At 59.2% G+C, this 20,024-nt stretch carries 16 protein-coding genes; all 16 read left to right on the top strand.

What is annotated here, in order from left to right; genetic code table 11:
* Positions 1-20 precede the first annotated feature (20 nt).
* The 16 genes from rseP (at position 21) to ispD (ending at position 20,022) form a co-directional block, all read left to right on the top strand.
* Positions 21-1,373: a sigma E protease regulator RseP gene (rseP, locus tag FFI16_RS19935; protein ID WP_138816455.1), complete on the top strand. Its 1,353-nt coding sequence runs from the start codon at positions 21-23 to the stop codon at positions 1,371-1,373.
* Positions 1,374-1,447: 74 nt separating this feature from the next.
* A complete protein-coding gene (gene bamA, locus FFI16_RS19930; protein ID WP_138816454.1) occupies positions 1,448-3,835 on the top strand; it encodes an outer membrane protein assembly factor BamA in 2,388 nt (795 codons plus the stop codon).
* 45 nt (positions 3,836-3,880) lie between these two features.
* Positions 3,881-4,384 (top strand): OmpH family outer membrane protein, encoded by a 504-nt coding sequence (locus FFI16_RS19925; RefSeq protein ID WP_003189173.1) that lies wholly within the window; start codon positions 3,881-3,883, stop codon positions 4,382-4,384.
* Positions 4,385-4,387: 3 nt separating this feature from the next.
* Complete coding sequence (gene lpxD / locus FFI16_RS19920; protein WP_138816453.1) at positions 4,388-5,443, top strand: UDP-3-O-(3-hydroxymyristoyl)glucosamine N-acyltransferase; 1,056 nt, start codon at positions 4,388-4,390, stop codon at positions 5,441-5,443.
* Between the two features lie 111 nt (positions 5,444-5,554).
* The gene (fabZ, locus tag FFI16_RS19915) at positions 5,555-5,995 is read left to right on the top strand and encodes a 3-hydroxyacyl-ACP dehydratase FabZ (protein WP_005785726.1); all 441 of its coding nucleotides are present in this window, start codon (positions 5,555-5,557) and stop codon (positions 5,993-5,995) included.
* Positions 5,992-6,768, top strand: a complete 777-nt coding sequence (gene lpxA / locus FFI16_RS19910) for an acyl-ACP--UDP-N-acetylglucosamine O-acyltransferase (RefSeq protein WP_138816452.1) — start codon at positions 5,992-5,994, stop codon at positions 6,766-6,768. The genes fabZ and lpxA overlap by 4 nt, the downstream gene beginning before the upstream one ends.
* A gap of 2 nt (positions 6,769-6,770) precedes the next feature.
* Positions 6,771-7,910: a lipid-A-disaccharide synthase gene (gene lpxB / locus FFI16_RS19905; protein WP_138816451.1), complete on the top strand. Its 1,140-nt coding sequence runs from the start codon at positions 6,771-6,773 to the stop codon at positions 7,908-7,910.
* Positions 7,907-8,539, top strand: coding sequence for a ribonuclease HII (rnhB, locus tag FFI16_RS19900; protein ID WP_017137151.1), 633 nt, complete (start codon positions 7,907-7,909; stop codon positions 8,537-8,539). The genes lpxB and rnhB overlap by 4 nt, the downstream gene beginning before the upstream one ends.
* 77 nt (positions 8,540-8,616) lie before the next feature.
* Positions 8,617-12,138 (top strand): DNA polymerase III subunit alpha, encoded by a 3,522-nt coding sequence (gene dnaE / locus FFI16_RS19895; protein WP_138816450.1) that lies wholly within the window; start codon positions 8,617-8,619, stop codon positions 12,136-12,138.
* A gap of 129 nt (positions 12,139-12,267) precedes the next feature.
* Complete coding sequence (locus FFI16_RS19890) at positions 12,268-13,215, top strand: acetyl-CoA carboxylase carboxyltransferase subunit alpha (RefSeq protein ID WP_065928982.1); 948 nt, start codon at positions 12,268-12,270, stop codon at positions 13,213-13,215.
* Positions 13,216-13,329: 114 nt separating this feature from the next.
* Positions 13,330-14,649 (top strand): tRNA lysidine(34) synthetase TilS, encoded by a 1,320-nt coding sequence (gene tilS, locus FFI16_RS19885; RefSeq protein ID WP_138816449.1) that lies wholly within the window; start codon positions 13,330-13,332, stop codon positions 14,647-14,649.
* A 273-nt stretch (positions 14,650-14,922) separates the two neighbouring features.
* Complete coding sequence (locus tag FFI16_RS19880; RefSeq protein ID WP_056857526.1) at positions 14,923-16,554, top strand: CTP synthase; 1,632 nt, start codon at positions 14,923-14,925, stop codon at positions 16,552-16,554.
* A 5-nt stretch (positions 16,555-16,559) separates the two neighbouring features.
* Positions 16,560-17,405, top strand: coding sequence for a 3-deoxy-8-phosphooctulonate synthase (gene kdsA, locus FFI16_RS19875; protein WP_064451165.1), 846 nt, complete (start codon positions 16,560-16,562; stop codon positions 17,403-17,405).
* A gap of 157 nt (positions 17,406-17,562) precedes the next feature.
* Positions 17,563-18,852 (top strand): phosphopyruvate hydratase, encoded by a 1,290-nt coding sequence (gene eno, locus FFI16_RS19870; RefSeq protein WP_065928985.1) that lies wholly within the window; start codon positions 17,563-17,565, stop codon positions 18,850-18,852.
* Positions 18,853-19,036: 184 nt separating this feature from the next.
* Positions 19,037-19,315 carry a cell division protein FtsB gene (ftsB, locus tag FFI16_RS19865; protein WP_058412406.1) on the top strand — a complete coding sequence of 93 codons (279 nt, stop codon included), beginning with the start codon at positions 19,037-19,039 and terminating at the stop codon, positions 19,313-19,315.
* Entirely contained in the window at positions 19,312-20,022 is a 711-nt protein-coding gene (gene ispD, locus FFI16_RS19860; protein WP_138816448.1) for a 2-C-methyl-D-erythritol 4-phosphate cytidylyltransferase, read from the top strand. The genes ftsB and ispD overlap by 4 nt, the downstream gene beginning before the upstream one ends.
* The last annotated feature ends 2 nt before the right edge of the window (positions 20,023-20,024 follow it).

Genomic DNA, 20,024 nt, shown 5'->3' with positions numbered 1-20,024 from the left:
TTGGAATGCGGAGAAATTAGATGAGTGCGCTCTACATGATTGTCGGCACCCTGGTTGCTCTGGGTGTGCTGGTTACCTTCCACGAATTCGGCCACTTTTGGGTGGCGCGTCGTTGCGGCGTCAAGGTACTGCGCTTTTCCGTCGGTTTCGGCATGCCGTTGCTGCGTTGGCACGATCGTCGTGGCACCGAATTCGTGATTGCGGCCATTCCACTGGGCGGCTACGTCAAGATGCTCGACGAGCGTGAAGGCGAAGTGCCGGCCGATCAGTTGGACCAGTCCTTCAATCGCAAGACCGTTCGTCAGCGTATCGCGATTGTGGCTGCCGGTCCGATCGCCAACTTCCTCTTGGCGATCGTGTTCTTCTGGGTCTTGGCCATGATGGGCAGCCAGCAGGTGCGCCCGGTCATCGGCGCAGTCGAAGCGGACAGCATGGCGGCCAAGGCCGGCCTGGTCGCCGGGCAGGAAATTGTTTCCATTGATGGCGAGCCGACCACAGGGTGGGGCGCGGTCAATTTACAGCTGGTACGCCGCATGGGTGAAAGCGGCGCCATTAATGTGGTGGTGCGCGAACAGGATTCCACCGCCGAGACGCCTCGCACTCTGGCCCTGGATCACTGGCTCAAGGGCGCAGATGAGCCTGACCCGATCAAGTCGCTGGGGATTCGGCCTTGGCGCCCGGCCTTGCCGCCGGTGCTGGCCGAGCTGGACCCGAAAGGCCCGGCGCAAGCCGCAGGTCTGAAAACCGGCGACCGCCTGTTGGCCCTTGATGGCCAGGCGCTGGGCGACTGGCAGCAAGTGGTCGACCTGGTGCGTGTACGTCCTGATACCAAAATTGTGCTGAAAGTTGAGCGCGATGGTGCTCAAATCGACGTCCCTGTGACCCTGGCGGTACGTGGGGAAGCCAAGGCCGCCGGGGGTTACCTGGGTGCCGGGGTGAAAGGTGTCGACTGGCCACCTTCGATGGTGCGGGAGGTCAGCTTCGGGCCGTTGGCGGCAATTGGCGAGGGTGCAAAACGCACTTGGACCATGAGTGTGCTCACCCTCGAATCGCTCAAGAAAATGTTGTTCGGCGAGCTCTCGGTAAAAAACTTGAGTGGACCGATAACCATTGCTAAAGTGGCGGGCGCTTCTGCCCAGTCGGGTGTCGCGGATTTCCTGAATTTCCTGGCTTATCTGAGTATTAGCCTTGGAGTTCTGAATTTGTTGCCCATTCCAGTATTGGATGGGGGGCATCTGTTGTTTTATCTGGTCGAGTGGGTGCGTGGTCGCCCCTTGTCGGATCGGGTGCAGGGTTGGGGGATACAGATCGGTATCAGTTTGGTGGTCGGAGTGATGTTGTTAGCTCTGGTCAACGATCTGGGACGACTGTAACGCTTCGCTGAATTGCGAATCTGCCGCATTTTGCGGCAGTTTGTTTATTGCCAGTTGGAATAAGAAAGGACTTCATGAAACGTCTGCTGCTAACTGCGGTTCTCACCGTATTGATGATCGCCGAAGTTCACGCCGAGTCCTTCACTATCTCCGATATTCGTGTCAACGGCCTCCAGCGGGTTTCCGCTGGTAGCGTCTTTGGTGCCTTGCCGTTGAACGTCGGGGAACAGGCGGATGATCGTCGCCTGGTGGAATCCACTCGTGCGCTGTTCAAAACCGGGTTCTTTCAAGATATCCAACTGGGTCGCGAAGGTAACGTCCTGGTCATCACCGTCGTTGAGCGACCTTCCGTCGCCAGTATCGAGATCGAGGGTAACAAGGCGATCTCCACTGAAGACTTGATGAAGGGTCTCAAGCAATCCGGCCTGGCCGAAGGCGAGATCTTCCAGCGCGCCACCCTTGAGGGTGTGCGTAACGAACTGCAACGTCAGTACGTTGCCCAGGGTCGCTACTCCGCGTCCGTGGAAACCGAAGTGATCCCGCAGCCTCGTAACCGTGTTGGCCTCAAGGTCAAGATCAACGAAGGCACTGTGGCGGCCATCCAGCACATCAACGTGGTGGGTAACACCAAGTTTGCTGATGATGACCTGATCGACCTGTTCGAACTCAAGACCACCAACTGGCTGTCGTTCTTTAAGAACGATGACAAGTACGCCCGTGAAAAACTCTCCGGTGACCTGGAACGTCTGCGTTCCTACTACCTGGACCGTGGCTATATCAACATGGATATCGCTTCGACCCAGGTGTCCATCACCCCGGACAAGAAACACGTCTACATCACCGTCAACGTCAACGAAGGTGAGAAATACACCGTGCGTGACGTCAAGCTCAGCGGTGACCTGAAAGTCCCTGAGGACCAGGTGAAGTCGCTGTTGCTGGTGCAGAAAGACCAGGTGTTCTCGCGCAAGCTGATGACCACCACGTCTGAACTGATCACCCGTCGCCTGGGTAACGAAGGCTATACCTTCGCCAACGTCAACGGCGTGCCGACCCCGCACGACGAAGACCACACCGTGGACATCACCTTCGTTGTCGACCCGGGCAAGCGTGCCTACGTAAACCGCATCAACTTCCGTGGCAACACCAAGTCTGCGGACGAAGTGCTGCGCCGTGAGATGCGTCAGATGGAAGGTGGCTGGGCGTCGACTTACCTGATCGACCAGTCCAAGACCCGTCTTGAGCGCCTGGGCTTCTTTAAGGAAGTCAACGTTGAAACCCCAGCCGTACCGGGTGTGGACGACCAGGTTGACGTGAACTACGCCGTAGAAGAACAAGCGTCGGGCTCGATCACTGCCAGCGTCGGTTTTGCACAGAGTGCCGGCCTGATCCTCGGTGGTTCGATCACCCAGAACAACTTCCTCGGTACCGGTAACAAGGTTTCCATCGGCCTGACCCGAAGCGAATACCAGAGCCGCTATAACTTCGGTTATGTCGACCCCTACTGGACTGCTGACGGTGTAAGCCTGGGCTACAACGCTTTCTACCGCACAACCGACTACAAAGACCTCGACGTTGACGTTGCAAGCTATGCGATCGACAGCCTCGGCGCCGGTGTCAATATCGGTTACCCGATCAGCGAGACCTCGCGTCTGACCTTCGGCTTCACCGCGCAACAGGACAAGATCAAGACCGGTGTGTACACCACCGACGAAATCTTCAACTTCGTGCGCAAAGAGGGCGACCAGTTCCTGAACTTCAAGGCGTCGGCCGGTTGGTCGGAATCGACCCTGAACAAAGGTGTGCTGGCAACCCGTGGCCACTCCCAGAGCCTGACCCTGGAAGCCACTACGCCAGGCAGCGACCTGTCGTTCTTCAAGCTCGATTACCGTGGCCAGTTGTTCCAGCCGCTGAGCGATAACTACACCATGCGCCTGCACACTGAGCTGGGTTATGGCGACGGTTATGGTTCGACCAACGGTCTGCCGTTCTATGAGAACTACTATGCAGGTGGTTTCAACTCGGTTCGCGGCTTCAAGGACAGCACCTTGGGTCCACGTGGTACGCCAAGCCGTGGTCAAGCAGTAACCGGTAACCAGGGCACCAGCGTTGACTCGAACAATGACGCACTGCCGTTCGGTGGTAACATTTTGATCCAAGGTGGTGCGGAGATTCTGTTCCCGCTGCCGTTCGTCAAGGATCAGCGTTCGCTGCGTACTTCGGTCTTCTGGGACGTGGGTAACGTGTTCGACTCCAAGTGCGAACAGATCACCAACCCGAGTGGCGTGAAGTCCCAGACTGAGTGCAACGACGTCAGCCTGAGCAACCTCGCCAGCTCCGTAGGTGTTGGCGTGACGTGGGTGACCGCGCTTGGCCCGTTGAGCTTTGCTCTGGCCATGCCGATCAAGAAACCGGATAACGCTGAAACCCAGATTTTCCAATTCTCCCTCGGCCAGACGTTCTAAGCGTCTGACCCAAGATAACGACAACGGATTCTGTAGGAGTACATCGTGCGTAAGTTGACTCAATTGGTTCTGCTGGCCACCGTGCTGGTAACCACCCCGGCCTTCGCCGAAATGAAAATCGCCGTCCTGAACTATCAGATGGCCCTGCTGGAATCCGACGCGGCCAAGCGTTACGCCGTGGATGCCGAGAAGAAGTTCGGTCCGCAACTGACCAAGCTCAAGACCCTGGAAAGCAGTGCCAAGGGTATCCAGGATCGTCTGGTAGCCGGTGGCGACAAAATGCAGCAAGGCGAACGTGAGCGCCTGGAGCTTGAATTCAAGCAAAAGGCCCGCGACTACCAGTTCCAGTCCAAGGAGCTGAACGAAGCCAAAGCCGTTGCTGACCGTGAAATGCTCAAGCAGCTCAAGCCTAAGCTCGACAGCGCTGTGGAAGAAGTCATCAAGAAAGGTGCCTTTGACCTGGTGTTCGAGCGCGGTGCTGTGATTGACGTCAAGCCTCAATACGACATCACCCGTCAGGTGATCGAGCGCATGAACCAGCTGAAGTAAGCCATGACCGCGACTATCAAGCTCGGCGAGTTGGCCGAGTTCCTGGGGGCCACCTTGCGTGGCTCCAAGGAGAAAGAAATCACTGGGCTAGCCACCTTGCAGGAGGCTGGCCCAGCTCAGTTGAGCTTCCTCGCAAATCCCCAATACCGTAAATACCTGGTCGACAGCCAAGCCGCAGCCGTGTTGCTGAAGGCCGCTGACGCCGAAGGGTTTACCGGGGATGCGCTGGTGGTTGCCGACCCTTACCTGGCATATGCCCGGGCGTCGCACCTGTTCGACCCCAAACCCAAGGCGGCGGCTGGTATTCACCCGTCAGCCGTGATCGCCGATGATGCCCAGGTTGACCCTGCGGCCAGCATTGGCGCGTTTGCCGTGATCGAGAGTGGTGCGCGCATTGCCGCCGGTGTCACGGTGGGGGCTCATTGCTTTATCGGTGCGCGCTGCGAAATCGGCGCCGATGGTTGGCTGGCGCCTCGCGTTACCCTTTACCACGACGTGCGTATTGGTAAGCGGGTAGTCATTCAGTCCGGTGCCGTGATCGGTGGCGAAGGGTTTGGTTTTGCCAACGCCAAAGGTATCTGGCACAAAATTGCCCAGGTCGGCGGCGTATTGATCGGCGATGACGTGGAAATCGGTGTCAACACCGCTGTGGATCGCGGGGCCTTGGCCGATACGGTGCTCGGTAACGGCGTGAAGCTCGACAACCAGATCCAGATCGCCCACAACGTGCAGATTGGCGATCACACCGCCATGGCGGCGTGCGTGGGCATCTCCGGCAGTACCAAGATCGGCAAGCATTGCATGCTCGCCGGTGGCGTAGGGCTGGTGGGGCATATCGAGGTTTGCGACAACGTCTTCATCACCGGCATGACCATGGTGACCCACTCGATTACCGAGCCGGGTTCCTACTCTTCCGGTACGGCCATGCAGCCGGCGGCTGAATGGCGCAAAAGTGCGGCACGTTTGCGCAAGATCGACGACATGGCCCGACGCCTCAAGCAGGTCGAAAAGCGTGTCGAGGACGTGACCCCTGGCGGTAATGCTTCATCAGAAGGCTGATACCATTTCCATATCAAGTGTGCACAGCCGCTAGACTGCCTCCTTGATTTGCTAGCGGGGCGTGCGTTTAGTACGCCCGCCCCCAATCTTTATTACAGGCTTCCCCCCGAAATGATGGACATCAACGAGATTCGCGAATACCTGCCTCACCGTTACCCGTTCCTGCTGGTGGACCGTGTAGTGGACCTCAATGTCGAGGAAAAGCGCATTCGTGCCTACAAGAATGTCAGCATCAACGAACCGTTCTTCAATGGTCACTTCCCCGCGCATCCCATCATGCCGGGTGTGCTGATCATCGAAGCGATGGCCCAGGCTGCCGGTATCCTTGGTTTCAAAATGCTCGACCTCAAACCTGCCGATGGCACGCTTTACTATTTCGTGGGCTCCGACAAACTGCGCTTTCGCAACCCGGTCACCCCGGGTGACCAGTTGATCCTGGAAGCCAGGTTCATCAGCTGCAAGCGCCAGATCTGGAAGTTCGAATGCCAGGCGTCGGTGGATGGCAAGCCGGTGTGCTCCGCTGAGATCATCTGCGCGGAACGCAAACTATGAGTTTGATTGACCCTCGCGCAATCATCGATCCGTCGGCCGTTCTGGCCGCCGACGTTGAGGTCGGCCCTTGGTCGATCGTCGGCGCAGGTGTTGAAATCGGCGAGGGGACTGTCATCGGGCCACACGTGATCCTCAAAGGTCCGACCCGCATTGGCAAACAGAATCGCATCTACCAGTTTTCCTCGGTAGGCGAAGACACCCCGGACATGAAGTACAAGGGTGAAGAAACACGCCTGGTAATCGGTGATCACAACATTATCCGTGAAGGTGTGACCATTCACCGTGGCACTGTGCAGGACCGTGCCGAAACCACGCTGGGTGATCACAATCTGATCATGGCCTATGCGCATATCGGCCATGACAGTGTGATCGGCAACCATTGTATTCTGGTCAACAACACCGCGCTGGCCGGCCATGTGCACGTTGATGACTGGGCGATCCTGTCCGGCTTCACCCTGGTCCACCAGTATTGCCATATCGGCGCCCACAGCTTTTCCGGCATGGGCACCGCGATCGGCAAGGATGTTCCGGCATTTGTCACGGTGTTCGGCAACCCTGCCGAAGCCCGTAGCATGAACTTCGAAGGCATGCGCCGCCGTGGTTTCAGCGAAGACGCGATTCACGCCCTGCGCCGCGCCTACAAGACGGTTTACCGTCAGGGGCTGACGGTTGAGCAGGCCCTGACTGAACTGGCCGAGCCGGCAGCGTTGTTCCCGGAAGTTGCGGTATTCCGCGACTCTATCCAGGCATCGACGCGCGGCATCACCCGCTGATCATGGCTAATCTGCGTATTGCGCTGGTGGCCGGTGAGGCTTCCGGCGATATTCTGGGCGCTGGCCTGATGCGCGCGCTCAAGGCGCAGCATCCTGCGGTGGAGTTTATCGGCGTGGGCGGCCCGCTCATGCAGGCCGAAGGCCTGACCTCCTACTTTCCCATGGAGCGCCTGTCGGTCATGGGGCTGGTGGAAGTGCTGGGCCGACTGCGTGAGCTGCTGGCGCGCCGCAAGCTGCTGATTCAAACCCTTATCGAAGAAAAGCCCGACGTCTTTATTGGCATCGATGCGCCGGACTTCACCCTCAATATCGAACTCAAGTTGCGTCAGGCCGGAATCAAGACCGTGCATTACGTCAGCCCGTCCGTATGGGCGTGGCGGCAGAAGCGCGTGCTGAAGATCCGCGAAGGCTGCGACTTGATGCTGACCTTGTTGCCGTTCGAAGCCAGGTTCTACGAAGAGAAGGGCGTGCCGGTGCGGTTTGTCGGGCATACCTTGGCCGACACCATTCCGTTGCAAGCCGACCGCGCCGCCGCGCGCGCTGAGTTGGGCTTGCCCGACGGCCCGCTGGTGGCATTGATGCCGGGCAGTCGTGGCGGTGAAGTCGGGCGTCTGGCCAGTGTGTTTTTCGAGGCTGCCGAACGCCTGCAAACCTTGAAACCAGGCGTGCGTTTCGTGTTGCCTTGCGCCAGCCCGCAACGGCGTGCGCAAATCGAGACGTTGCTCGAAGGCCGCACTCTGCCGTTGACCTTGCTCGACGGCCAGTCACACCTCGCTCTTGCTGCCTGTGATGCGGTGCTGATCGCCTCGGGCACCGCGACCCTGGAGGCGCTGCTGTACAAACGCCCAATGGTCGTGGCTTATCGCCTGGCACCGCTGACGTTCTGGATTCTCAAGCGCATGGTCAAGAGCCCTTACATCTCTTTGCCTAACCTGCTGGCCCAGCGCCTGCTGGTGCCTGAGTTGTTGCAGGACGATGCGACGCCTGACGCCCTGGCGCAAACCTTACTACCCTTGATCGATGGCGGCGAAGAGCAGACCCGTGGTTTTGACGACATCCACCGCACCCTGCGCCGTGATGCATCGAACCAGGCAGCCGATGCCGTATTAACCCTGATCGGGCAAAAACAGGACGCTTTATGACCACGCAAATGGGCCTGGATTTCAGTCTGGTCGCACACGCCGATGCACTGGTCGCCGGTGTTGACGAAGTAGGGCGCGGCCCGTTGTGTGGCGCGGTGGTGACTGCGGCGGTGATCCTCGACCCAAACCGCCCGATCCTCGGCCTCAATGACTCGAAAAAACTCACCGAAGCGCGCCGTGAAAAGCTTTACGACGAGATCTGCGAGAAAGCCCTGAGCTGGCACATCGCTCGGGCTGAAGTCGAAGAGATCGATGAGCTGAACATTCTTCACGCCACCATGCTGGCCATGCAGCGCGCCGTCGAAGGGCTGCACATCACCCCGAAAATGGCGATGATCGACGGCAACCGCTGCCCCAAACTGGCGATGCCTTCAGAAGCCGTGGTCAAGGGTGACAGCAAGGTTCCGGCGATTGCCGCCGCCTCGATCCTGGCCAAAGTCAGCCGCGACCGCGAAATGGCCGCGTTCGAATTGATCTATCCGGGTTATGGCATCGGTGGTCATAAAGGCTACCCGACGCCCGTTCATCTGGAAGCCTTGGCTCGCCTGGGCCCAACCCCGATCCACCGTCGCTCGTTTGCCCCGGTCCGCCAGGCTTACGAGGCACGCGAGAGCCTCAGCGAGGTTTAGTCGCGAGGCTGATGTTTTGCTCAAGGCCCGGTACAATCCCGGGCCTTGTTGTTTCTAAGTTTTTAGACAGGATCACTATGCCGGCTTCATTCGTTCACCTGCGCCTGCACACTGAATACTCCCTGGTCGACGGCCTGGTACGGATCAAACCGCTGGTCAAAACCCTGGTGGGCATGAACATGCCTGCGGTGGCGGTTACCGATCAGAACAACATGTGTTCCCTGGTCAAGTTCTACAAGAACGCCATGGGCGCTGGCATCAAGCCAATTTGCGGCGCCGACCTGTGGCTGTCGAACAAAGACCCGGATAACCCCCTGAGCCGCATCAGCCTGCTGGCGATGAATGGCGTGGGTTATCGCAACCTCACCGAATTGATCTCCCGCGGGTTTATCGACGGCCAGCGCAACGGCTCGATCATCATCGAGCGTGAGTGGGTGGCTGAGGCGAGCGAGGGCGTGATCATGCTCTCGGCCGCCAAAGAAGGTGAGATCGGTATCGCGCTGCTGGGCGGCAACCCGCAGGAAGCCGAAGTGTTGGCCCGCGAGTGGATGGACGTGTTTCCCGACCGCTTCTACCTGGAAGTCCAGCGCACCAACCGGCCCAACGATGAAGAGCACCTGCACGCCGCCGTGGCCCTGGCCGACAAGCTGGGCGCGCCGTTGGTTGCGACCAACGATGTGCGCTTTATCAAGAAAGAAGATTTCGAGGCCCACGAAACCCGCGTGTGCATCGGCGAAGGCCGGGCCCTGGATGACCCGCGCCGCTCCAAGAACTACAGCGAAGAGCAGTACCTAAAAAGCGCCGATGAAATGGCCGAGTTGTTCAGCGACTTGCCTGAGGCGCTGGAAAACTCGGTCGAAATCGCCAAGCGCTGCAATATCGAAGTGAAGCTGGGCAAGCACTTTTTGCCCAACTTCCCGATTCCCGATGGCATGACCATCGATGAGTATTTCCGCAAGGTGTCGTTCGACGGCCTGGAAGAGCGTTTGAGTGTTCTGCTGCCCAAGGACACCACCGAAGACTATGACGCCAAGCGCCAGGTCTACGTCGACCGGCTGAATTTCGAGCTGGATATCATTATCCAGATGGGGTTCCCCGGTTACTTCCTGATCGTAATGGACTTTATCCAGTGGGCCAAGAGCAACGGCGTGCCGGTAGGCCCGGGCCGTGGTTCGGGTGCCGGTTCGCTGGTGGCCTATGTGCAGAAGATCACCGACCTTGACCCGTTGGAATACGACCTTCTGTTCGAACGGTTCCTGAACCCGGAACGGGTTTCCATGCCCGACTTCGACGTCGACTTCTGCATGGACGGTCGCGACCGTGTGATCGAGTACGTGGCCGAAAAATACGGCCGCAACGCCGTGAGCCAGATCATCACCTTCGGTTCCATGGCGGCCAAGGCCGTAATCCGTGACGTGGCGCGGGTACAGGGCAAGTCCTACGGCCTGGCGGATCGCTTGTCGAAGATGATCCCGTTTGAAGTCGGCATGACCCTTGAGAAGGCTTATGAGCAGGAAGAAATCCTGCGCGACTTCATCAAGGTCGATGAAGAAGCCGCCGAAATCTGGGACATGGCGCGCAAACTCGAAGGGGTGGTGCGTAACGTCGGTAAGCACGCCGGTGGTGTGGTGATTGCGCCGACCAAACTCACTGACTTTTCGCCGATTTATTGCGACGAAGAAGGCGATGGCCTGGTAACCCAGTTCGACAAGGATGACGTGGAGGCGGCCGGCCTGGTGAAGTTCGACTTCCTCGGCCTGCGAACCCTGACGATCATCGACTGGGCGCTCAAGACCATCAACCGCGAGCGCGCCAAGGTCGACGAAGAGCCGCTGGATATCGCGTTTATCCCGCTGGACGACAAACCTACCTACCAGTTGCTGCAAAAAGCCGAAACCACGGCGGTGTTCCAGCTTGAGTCGCGCGGCATGAAAGAGCTGATCAAAAAGCTCAAGCCCGACTGCCTGGAAGACTTGATCGCACTGGTGGCGCTGTTCCGTCCAGGCCCGCTGCAATCGGGCATGGTGGATGACTTTATCAACCGTAAGCACGGGCGCGCCGAGCTGGCGTACCCGCACTCCGATTACCAGTATGAAGGCCTCAAACCGGTACTGGCACCGACCTACGGCATCATCCTGTATCAAGAACAGGTGATGCAGATTGCCCAGGTGATGGCCGGTTACACCCTGGGTGGCGCGGACATGCTGCGTCGCGCCATGGGTAAGAAAAAGCCCGAAGAAATGGCCAAGCAGCGCGGCGGTTTCATTGAGGGTTGCGCCACCAACAATATCGACGCCGACCTGGCCGGTAACATTTTCGACCTGGTAGAGAAGTTCGCCGGTTACGGCTTCAACAAATCCCACTCCGCCGCCTACGGCCTGGTGTCGTACCAGACCGCCTGGCTGAAAGCCCACTACCCGGCGCCGTTCATGGCTGCGGTACTTTCGGCGGATATGCACAACACCGACAAGGTCGTGACCTTGATCGAGGAAGTGCGCACCATGAAACTGCGCCTCGACGCGCCGGACGTGAACGCCTCGGAGTTCAAGTTCACGGTGAACGACGAAGGCCGCATCATCTATGGCCTGGGCGCCATCAAGGGCGTGGGCGAGGGCCCGGTCGAAGCCATCACCGAAGCGCGTCAGCATGGGCCGTTCGAGGATCTGTTCGACTTCTGCGCACGGGTTGACCTCAAGCGCATCAACAAGCGCACTCTCGATGGCTTGATCCGCAGTGGCGCGCTTGATCGTCTCGGCCCGTATTTCCATGATGAGCCGAAGGCTTACCAGGCGAATATCGACCGCAACCGTGCGGTACTGCTCACCGCGATGGAAGAAGCGATCAAGGCCGCCGAACAGACCGCCCGCACCCACGACAGTGGCCACGCCGACCTGTTTGGCGGGTTGTTTGTCGAGGAAGATGCCGACGTTTATGCCAACCATCGCAAGGCCAAGGAGCTGACCCTCAAGGAGCGTCTCAAAGGTGAGAAAGACACCTTGGGCCTGTACCTGACCGGTCACCCGATTGACGAGTACGAAGGCGAAATACGCCGTTTCGCTCGTCAGCGCATCATCGACCTGAAACCGGCGCGCGATACCCAGACCGTCGCCGGCATGATCATCGCCCTGCGGGTGATGAAAAATAAGAAGGGCGACAAGATGGGCTTTATCACCCTTGACGACCGTTCGGGCCGCATCGAGGCGTCGCTGTTTGCCGATGCGTTCCACTCCGCGCAGTCGCTGCTGCAGACCGACGCCATGGTGGTGGTGGAAGGCGAGGTCAGCAACGATGACTTCTCCGGCGGCCTGCGCCTGCGGATCAAGCGGGTGATGAGCATGGAAGATGCGCGCACCAACCTGGCCGAAAGCCTGCGCTTGAAGGTCAAGACCGAAGCCCTTAAAGGCGATCAGCTACGCTGGTTGGGTGATTTGCTTAAACGCCACCGTGGCGCATGCCCGGTGACGATGGAGTACACCGGCAATGACGCCAAGGCGATGTTGCAGTTTGGTGAGACGTGGCGAATTGATCCCGCTGATGGCTTGATTCAAGCTTTGCGTGACCAGTTCGGGCGAGACAACGTCTTCCTCCAATACCGCTGACGGTCAGATAACTCTGATCTCGGCTGAACATTTAATCTCGACCTAAACGCGCCTCTCCCTTAAGGTAGGGCGCGAATAGACAACCGGCTGGCCAGGCACTCCCTGGCCGTCGACCCAAGACGGACGCTTATGAACCCGAATTTTCTTGATTTCGAACAGCCGATCGCTGACCTGCAAGCCAAGATTGAAGAACTGCGCCTGGTCGGCAATGACAATTCGCTGAATATCGGCGATGAGATCGCTCGCCTGCAAGACAAGAGCAGCTCGCTCACCGAAGACATCTTCGGCAAGCTGACCAGCTGGCAGATCGCGCGCCTGGCCCGCCACCCGCGCCGTCCGTACACCCTGGACTACATTCAGCACATCTTTACCGAGTTCGACGAGTTGCATGGCGATCGCCACTTCTCTGACGACGCCGCCATCGTGGGCGGTATTGCTCGCCTGGACGACCAGCCAGTGATGGTGATCGGTCACCAGAAAGGCCGTGAAGTGCGTGAAAAGGTGCGCCGTAACTTCGGCATGCCGCGCCCCGAAGGCTACCGCAAGGCGTGCCGCCTGATGGAAATGGCCGAGCGCTTCAAAATGCCGATCCTGACCTTCATCGACACCCCGGGTGCCTACCCGGGTATCGATGCTGAAGAGCGCAACCAGAGCGAAGCGATCGCTTGGAACCTGCGCGTCATGTCCCGCCTGAAAACCCCGATCATCGCCACCGTGATCGGTGAAGGTGGTTCCGGCGGTGCGCTGGCCATCGGCGTCTGCGACCAGCTGAACATGCTGCAATATTCCACCTACGCGGTGATTTCGCCGGAAGGTTGCGCCTCGATCCTGTGGAAAACCGCCGAAAAAGCGCCGGATGCTGCCGAAGCCATGGGCATCACCGCTGATCGCCTCAAAGGCCTGGGCATCGTGGATAAGGTTATCGCCGAGCCATTGGGCGGCGCCCACCGCGACCCGGCTGCCGCGGCTGCGACTATCCGCGCTGAGCTGGGTTCGCAACTGGCGATGCTCAAGAAGCTGGACAACGAAGCGCTGCTCAAACGCCGTTATGAGCGCCTGATGAGCTACGGCCTTTGATCAAGCACTGATCTGACAGGCAAGGCCTTCTAGTGTGGGAGCGAGCAAGCCCGCTCCCACATTTGCTTTGTGTATGCTTGGCTGCCGTATTCCAGTTCTGCGCCGGTATTTGTGATGAGCCCTAGCTTACCCGCCAAACTCCGGCAAAACCTTGCCCCTTGGCGCAACGCCCCCGCCTGGCATATCGCCTTTTCTGGCGGCCTTGATTCCACCGTCCTGCTGCACCTCCTGGCCTCTCTGGCAAACACCGAAACCCTGCCGCGCCTCAGTGCAATCCATGTCCATCATGGCCTGCAAGCCGCCGCCGATGCCTGGCCCAGTCATTGCCAAACCGTCTGTGACGAACTGAACGTGCCTTTACGGGTGGTGCATGTGCACGTTCAGTCGGGTGCCAGCCTTGAGCGTGCAGCCCGTGATGCGCGCTACCGGGCGTTTATCGAGGTGACCGGGGCAGGGCAGGTGATGCTCACCGGCCAGCATCGTGACGACCAGGCCGAAACCCTGCTGTTTCGCCTGTTGCGGGGAGCGGGTGTGCGAGGCTTGGCGGCCATGCCTGTGCATCGACCATTGGCGGGAGGGCACTTGGTGCGGCCGTTGCTGGATGTCTCGCGCGCTGAGCTGCAAGCCTATGCGCACCAGCATCACTTGCAATGGATCGAAGATCCTTCCAACGCCGATTCCCGATTTTCGCGCAATTACCTGCGCAATCGTGTCTTTCCGCTGCTGACCGAGCGCTGGCCCCAAGCTGCCGCCAGCCTGGCCCGCACTGCCGAGCACTTGAGCGAAGCCCAGGGTTTGCTCGACGAATTGGCGGTCATTGACCTGCGCGCCGCCGACCAGCCTTCGCCGTTTCCCTGGCTGGCCTTGCCGTCATTGGCCCTGGCTCCCTTGCGCGGGCTTTCCGACGCCCGCCAGCGCAACGCCGTGCGCCACTGGCTGACGCCGCTGACGCGGTTGCCCGACAGCGACCACTGGGCCGGTTGGTATGCCTTGCGGGATGCCAAGGGTGATGCGCAACCGCTGTGGCGCCTGGCCGATGGTCAGTTGCACCGTAGCGGTGAGCGCGTGTGGTGGCTGCCTTCCACCTACTCAGAGTTTTCCGACACGCCGGTGAGGTGGTCCGATCCGCAAAACCCACTAGAGTTACCCGGTAATGGTCAGCTTGAGTTTATCGGAGAGGCGCCCGCAGGCCCGTTGGTGATTCGTTATCGCCAAGGCGGCGAAATCATCGATGTGCCAGGTCGAGGCCGGCGGGACCTGAAGCGCCTGCTGAATGAAAGTGGCTTGCCAGGCTTCATGCGTGGCAGATTGCCGCTGCTCTATCAGGGCGAGCAATTGCTGGCTGTCCCAACCCTTGCGGGGCTATGGACCCGCCCGACTGGCAAGTGGCAATTACATTGGATGCCACAGACGTGCGATCAAGGTTTGAGCTGATAGAGGCTTTCCGGTAGACTACGCTCCCTTCTTGATACAACTTCTGTGGATTCAGCTGAATCGCAGCAGTTGCCGATTACCAAGCAGTCTTTGCTGGGCGATTCCAAAAAATGTGTAGCGATCAACGTACCGGTGTTTCATTGCTGGTCTGTCACCACGCGGCGGTTTTTTTGAAAGGTGCACTGTGATTAATGCAGGTGATCGGGGGCTTCGGCCTTCCTTCGCTTTCCCCGGCGGCTCGGACCGCTTTAACGCAGACTTCTAGGGTTTTTCATGACGCGCTACATATTCGTCACGGGCGGTGTTGTTTCTTCATTGGGGAAAGGCATTGCCTCCGCTTCATTGGCGGCCATCCTGGAGGCGCGGGGACTTAAGGTCACCATGCTCAAGCTGGACCCGTACATCAACGTTGACCCGGGCACCATGAGCCCGTTCCAGCACGGTGAAGTGTTCGTCACCCACGACGGCGCCGAAACCGACCTGGACCTGGGCCACTACGAGCGGTTCATCCGCACGACCATGACCCAGAACAACAACTTCACCACCGGCCGTGTCTACGAGCACGTGCTGCGCAAAGAGCGTCGTGGTGACTACCTGGGTGCAACCATCCAGGTGATCCCGCACATCACCGACGAAATCAAGCGCCGCATCATCAAGGGTGCAGGCGATGCCGACGTGGCAATGGTCGAAATTGGTGGCACCGTAGGTGACATCGAATCCCAACCGTTCCTCGAAGCCATTCGTCAGCTGCGTTTCGAAATCGGCGCCAAGCGCGCGATGCTGATGCACCTTACCCTGGTGCCGTACATCGCCACTGCCGGTGAGACCAAAACCAAGCCGACCCAGCATTCCGTCAAGGAACTGCGTTCCATCGGCCTGCAGCCGGACGTACTGATCTGCCGCTCCGATCACCCGATCGACATCTCCTCGCGTCGCAAGATCGCGCAATTCACCAACGTTGAAGAACGTGCGGTGATTGGCCTGGAAGATGCCGACACCATCTACAAGATCCCGGGCATCCTGCATGCGCAAGGCCTGGATGATTTTGTGGTCGAGCGCTTCGGCCTGCAGTGCGGCAGCGCCGATCTCTCCGAATGGGAAGCGGTAGTCGACGCCAAGCTCAACCCCGAGCACGAAGTCACCATCGCCATGGTCGGCAAGTACATGGAACTGCTGGACGCGTACAAGTCGCTGATTGAAGCGATGAGCCACGCCGGTATCAGCAACCGTACCAAGGTCAACCTGCGCTACATCGACTCCGAAGACATCGAGAACCAGGGCACCGCGCTGCTTGAAGGTGTTGACGCGATCCTCGTACCCGGCGGTTTCGGCCTGCGTGGCGTGGAAGGCAAGATCACCGCCGTTCAATACGCCCGTGAAAACAAAGTGCCGTACCTGGGTATCTGCCTGGGCATGCAAGTGGCCGTTATCGAGTTCGCCCGTAACGTGCTGGGCTGGAAAGACGCCAACTCCACCGAGTTCGATCACACCAGCGGCCACCCGGTCGTAGGCCTGATCACCGAGTGGGAAGACGCCACCGGCGCCGTTGAAACCCGTACCGAAACCTCCGACCTGGGCGGCACCATGCGCCTTGGCGCACAGGACTGCCTGCTGGAGCCGGGTTCGCTGGTTCACGACTGCTACGGCAAGGACGTGATCGTTGAGCGTCACCGTCACCGCTACGAAGTGAACAACAACCTGCTGCCGCAGATCAAAGAAGCTGGCCTTAAAATCTCCGGTCGCTCCGGTGATGGCAAGCTGGTTGAAGTGGTCGAGGCGCCGGATCATCCTTGGTTCGTGGCCTGCCAGTTCCACCCTGAGTTCACCTCGACCCCGCGCGACGGTCACCCGTTGTTCAGCGGTTTCGTTAAAGCAGCACTGACGCAACATCAGAAGAAGGCGTAAACCTGATGGCCCAGAAGATCATTCGCGTAGGCGACATCGAGATTGCCAACGACAAGCCCATGGTGCTGTTCGGCGGCATGAACGTGCTGGAAAGCCGCGACATGGCGATGCAGGTCTGTGAAGAGTACGTAAAAGTGACCGAGAAACTCGGTATCCCTTACGTGTTCAAGGCCAGCTTCGACAAGGCCAACCGCTCGTCCGTGACCTCCTATCGTGGCCCAGGCCTTGAAGAAGGCATGCGGATCTTCCAGGACATCAAGCAAGCCTTCGGCGTGCCGATCATCACCGACGTCCACGAGCCTGAACAGGCTGCCGTGGTCGCCGAGGTGTGCGACATCATCCAGTTGCCGGCCTTTCTGTCGCGCCAGACCGATCTGGTCGTGGCGATGGCCAAGACCGGCGCTGTGATCAATATCAAGAAAGCCCAGTTCCTCGCACCCCAGGAAATGAAACACATCCTGAGCAAGTGCGTGGAAGCAGGTAACGACCAGTTGATCCTCTGCGAGCGTGGTTCGAGCTTCGGCTACAACAACCTCGTGGTGGACATGCTCGGTTTCGGCATCATGAAACAGTTCGAATACCCGGTGTTCTTCGACGTAACCCACGCGCTGCAAATGCCCGGTGGTCGCGCCGATTCCGCTGGCGGGCGACGTGCCCAGGTGCTGGACCTGGCCAAGGCGGGCATCAGCCAGTCGCTGGCGGGCCTGTTCCTGGAAGCCCACCCGGACCCGGACAACGCCAAGTGCGACGGCCCATGCGCCCTGCGCCTGGATAAACTGGAGCCGTTCCTGGCCCAGTTGAAGCAGTTGGACGAACTGGTCAAGAGTTTTCCGACGGTAGAGACCGCGTAAGCGTCGTTTCTCCGGTAGACTTTCCCTCGTTTTACGCTCAGGCCTGCGGGCCTGAGCCTTGTCGCCTGCAAGCCTGCCCTGTTGTTCCACCCTTGCGGTCGGTCAAAAGATTTCCTACAGCTGCGTCGTTTTCGTCAACTTTGGAGTGTTTACAACAATGGCAAAAATCGTCGACATCAAAGGTCGTGAAGTTCTCGACTCCCGTGGCAACCCCACCGTCGAAGCCGACGTGCTTCTCGATAACGGCATCATCGGCAGCGCCTGCGCGCCGTCCGGTGCGTCTACCGGTTCGCGCGAAGCGCTGGAACTGCGTGATGGCGACAAGAGCCGTTACCTGGGCAAAGGTGTACTCAAAGCTGTAGCCAACATCAACGGCCCGATCCGTGACCTGTTGCTGGGCAAAGACCCGCTGGACCAGAAAGCCCTGGACCACGCGATGATCAAGCTCGACGGCACAGAAAACAAAGGCAGCCTGGGCGCCAACGCGATCCTCGCCGTGTCCCTGGCCGCGGCCAAGGCGGCTGCGCAGGACCAGGACCTGCCACTGTACGCGCACATCGCCAACCTGAACGGCACCCCGGGTGTTTACTCGATGCCGGTTCCGATGATGAACATCATCAACGGTGGCGAGCACGCCGATAACAACGTCGACATCCAGGAATTCATGGTGCAGCCGGTTGGCGCCAAGACCTTCTCCGAAGGCCTGCGCATGGGCACCGAGATTTTCCATCACCTCAAGGCTGTGCTGAAGGCCCGTGGCCTGAGCACTGCGGTGGGTGACGAAGGTGGTTTTGCACCGAACCTGGCGTCCAACGAAGATGCACTCAAAGTCATCTCCGAAGCTGTGGCCAACGCTGGCTACAAGCTGGGCACCGACGTGACCCTGGCCCTGGACTGCGCTGCCAGTGAGTTCTACGAGGACGGTAAATACAACCTGTCCGGCGAAGGCCACGTGTTCACCTCCGAAGGTTTTGCTGACTACCTCAAAGGTTTGACCGAGCGCTATCCGATCATCTCGATCGAAGACGGCCTGGACGAGTCCGACTGGGACGGCTGGAAAGTCCTCACCGACAAGATCGGCGAAAAAATCCAACTGGTAGGCGACGACTTGTTCGTCACCAACACCAAGATCCTGAAAGAAGGCATCGACAAAAAGATCGCCAACTCGATCCTGATCAAGTTCAACCAGATCGGCACCCTGACCGAAACCCTGGAAGCCATCCAGATGGCCAAGGCTGCGGGCTACACTGCCGTGATCTCGCACCGCTCCGGCGAAACCGAAGATTCGACCATTGCCGACCTGGCTGTGGGCACCTCGGCGGGCCAGATCAAAACCGGTTCGCTGTGCCGTTCCGACCGCGTTTCCAAGTACAACCAATTGCTGCGTATCGAAGAGCAACTGGCGGGTAAAGCCAAGTACAACGGTCGCAGCGAGTTTCGCGGTTGATCGCTACTTGATGTAAGGCATGGTAAAAAGTCGACAGGTAGCGTCGGAAAAATCACGACAGTGTGTATTTCGGCGCTAATCTGATGGCTATCAAGCACAAGCCTGGTTATTCCAGGCTTCGTGCTATCAGTTGCTGTAAAAAGTTTTGCATGGCTGTCTTTTTTTACTGGATACCCGGATTTCGATGCGCAGTCCCAATTGGTTGTTCCTCGTCTTGCTCTTGTTGCTGGCTGGCCTGCAGTACCGTCTATGGGTCGGTAATGGCAGCTTTGCGCAGGTGAAAGAGCTGACCCAGCAAATTGCCGACCAGCACGCCGAAAACGAAATCCTGCTGGAGCGCAACCGCGTTCTCGATGCCGAAGTGCTTGAGCTGAAAAAAGGCACCGAGACCGTTGAAGAGCGGGCTCGCCATGAGTTGGGCATGGTCAAAGAGGGCGAAACCCTCTACCAGTTGGCCCAATGAGTCAGTCTGTACCGGCCTTCTGGGCCGTAATTCCTGCTGCGGGCGTGGGTGCCCGTATGGCCGCGGACCGTCCCAAGCAGTATCTGCAACTGGGCGGGCGCACTATTCTGGAACACAGCCTTGGCTGTTTTCTTGACCATCCAGGCCTCAAGGGGCTGGTGGTCAGTCTTGCTGTCGATGATCCCTACTGGCCAAACCTGCCGTGTGCCAACGACCCACGCATCGTGCGTGCGGACGGTGGCGACGAGCGCTCGGGTTCGGTGCTCAATGCGCTGCTGCAACTCAATGCCCTGGGCGCCAGTGATGATGACTGGGTGCTGGTACACGATGCGGCGCGGCCAAATCTGAGCCGGGATGACCTCGACAAGCTCCTGGCCGAACTGGCTGATGACCCTGTCGGCGGCCTGCTGGCAGTGCCGGCTCGCGACACCCTCAAGCGTGCCGACAAGCATGGCCGCGTGGTGGAAACCGTTGATCGCAGCCTGATCTGGCAGGCTTACACGCCGCAGATGTTCCGCCTGGGCGCCTTGCACCGTGCCTTGGCTGACAGCCTGGTAGCTGATGCGGTGATCACCGACGAAGCTTCGGCCATGGAATGGTCTGGCCAGGCGCCGCGACTGGTCGAAGGGCGTGCGGACAACATCAAGGTCACCCGCCCCGAAGACCTCGAGTGGCTGCGTCAGCGCCGGGCTTATCAAGCGTCTTGATT

This window comes from Pseudomonas sp. KBS0710 (genome assembly GCF_005938045.2).
Classification (GTDB): Bacteria; Pseudomonadota; Gammaproteobacteria; order Pseudomonadales; family Pseudomonadaceae; genus Aquipseudomonas.
The sequence above is the reverse complement of the archived record's forward strand: the minus strand, read 5'-3'. Positions and strand labels throughout refer to the sequence as shown.

What these genes read in the sequence shown, in the direction of transcription:
- rseP (WP_138816455.1), top strand. Translation starts at nt 21, where the DNA reads ATGAGTGCGCTCTACATGATTGTCGGCACCCTGGTTGCTCTGGGTGTG.
- bamA (WP_138816454.1), top strand. Translation starts at nt 1,448, where the DNA reads ATGAAACGTCTGCTGCTAACTGCGGTTCTCACCGTATTGATGATCGCC.
- lpxD (WP_138816453.1), top strand. Translation starts at nt 4,388, where the DNA reads ATGACCGCGACTATCAAGCTCGGCGAGTTGGCCGAGTTCCTGGGGGCC.
- fabZ (WP_005785726.1), top strand. Translation starts at nt 5,555, where the DNA reads ATGATGGACATCAACGAGATTCGCGAATACCTGCCTCACCGTTACCCG.
- lpxA (WP_138816452.1), top strand. Translation starts at nt 5,992, where the DNA reads ATGAGTTTGATTGACCCTCGCGCAATCATCGATCCGTCGGCCGTTCTG.
- lpxB (WP_138816451.1), top strand. Translation starts at nt 6,771, where the DNA reads ATGGCTAATCTGCGTATTGCGCTGGTGGCCGGTGAGGCTTCCGGCGAT.
- rnhB (WP_017137151.1), top strand. Translation starts at nt 7,907, where the DNA reads ATGACCACGCAAATGGGCCTGGATTTCAGTCTGGTCGCACACGCCGAT.
- dnaE (WP_138816450.1), top strand. Translation starts at nt 8,617, where the DNA reads ATGCCGGCTTCATTCGTTCACCTGCGCCTGCACACTGAATACTCCCTG.
- FFI16_RS19890 (WP_065928982.1), top strand. Translation starts at nt 12,268, where the DNA reads ATGAACCCGAATTTTCTTGATTTCGAACAGCCGATCGCTGACCTGCAA.
- tilS (WP_138816449.1), top strand. Translation starts at nt 13,330, where the DNA reads ATGAGCCCTAGCTTACCCGCCAAACTCCGGCAAAACCTTGCCCCTTGG.
- FFI16_RS19880 (WP_056857526.1), top strand. Translation starts at nt 14,923, where the DNA reads ATGACGCGCTACATATTCGTCACGGGCGGTGTTGTTTCTTCATTGGGG.
- kdsA (WP_064451165.1), top strand. Translation starts at nt 16,560, where the DNA reads ATGGCCCAGAAGATCATTCGCGTAGGCGACATCGAGATTGCCAACGAC.
- eno (WP_065928985.1), top strand. Translation starts at nt 17,563, where the DNA reads ATGGCAAAAATCGTCGACATCAAAGGTCGTGAAGTTCTCGACTCCCGT.
- ftsB (WP_058412406.1), top strand. Translation starts at nt 19,037, where the DNA reads ATGCGCAGTCCCAATTGGTTGTTCCTCGTCTTGCTCTTGTTGCTGGCT.
- ispD (WP_138816448.1), top strand. Translation starts at nt 19,312, where the DNA reads ATGAGTCAGTCTGTACCGGCCTTCTGGGCCGTAATTCCTGCTGCGGGC.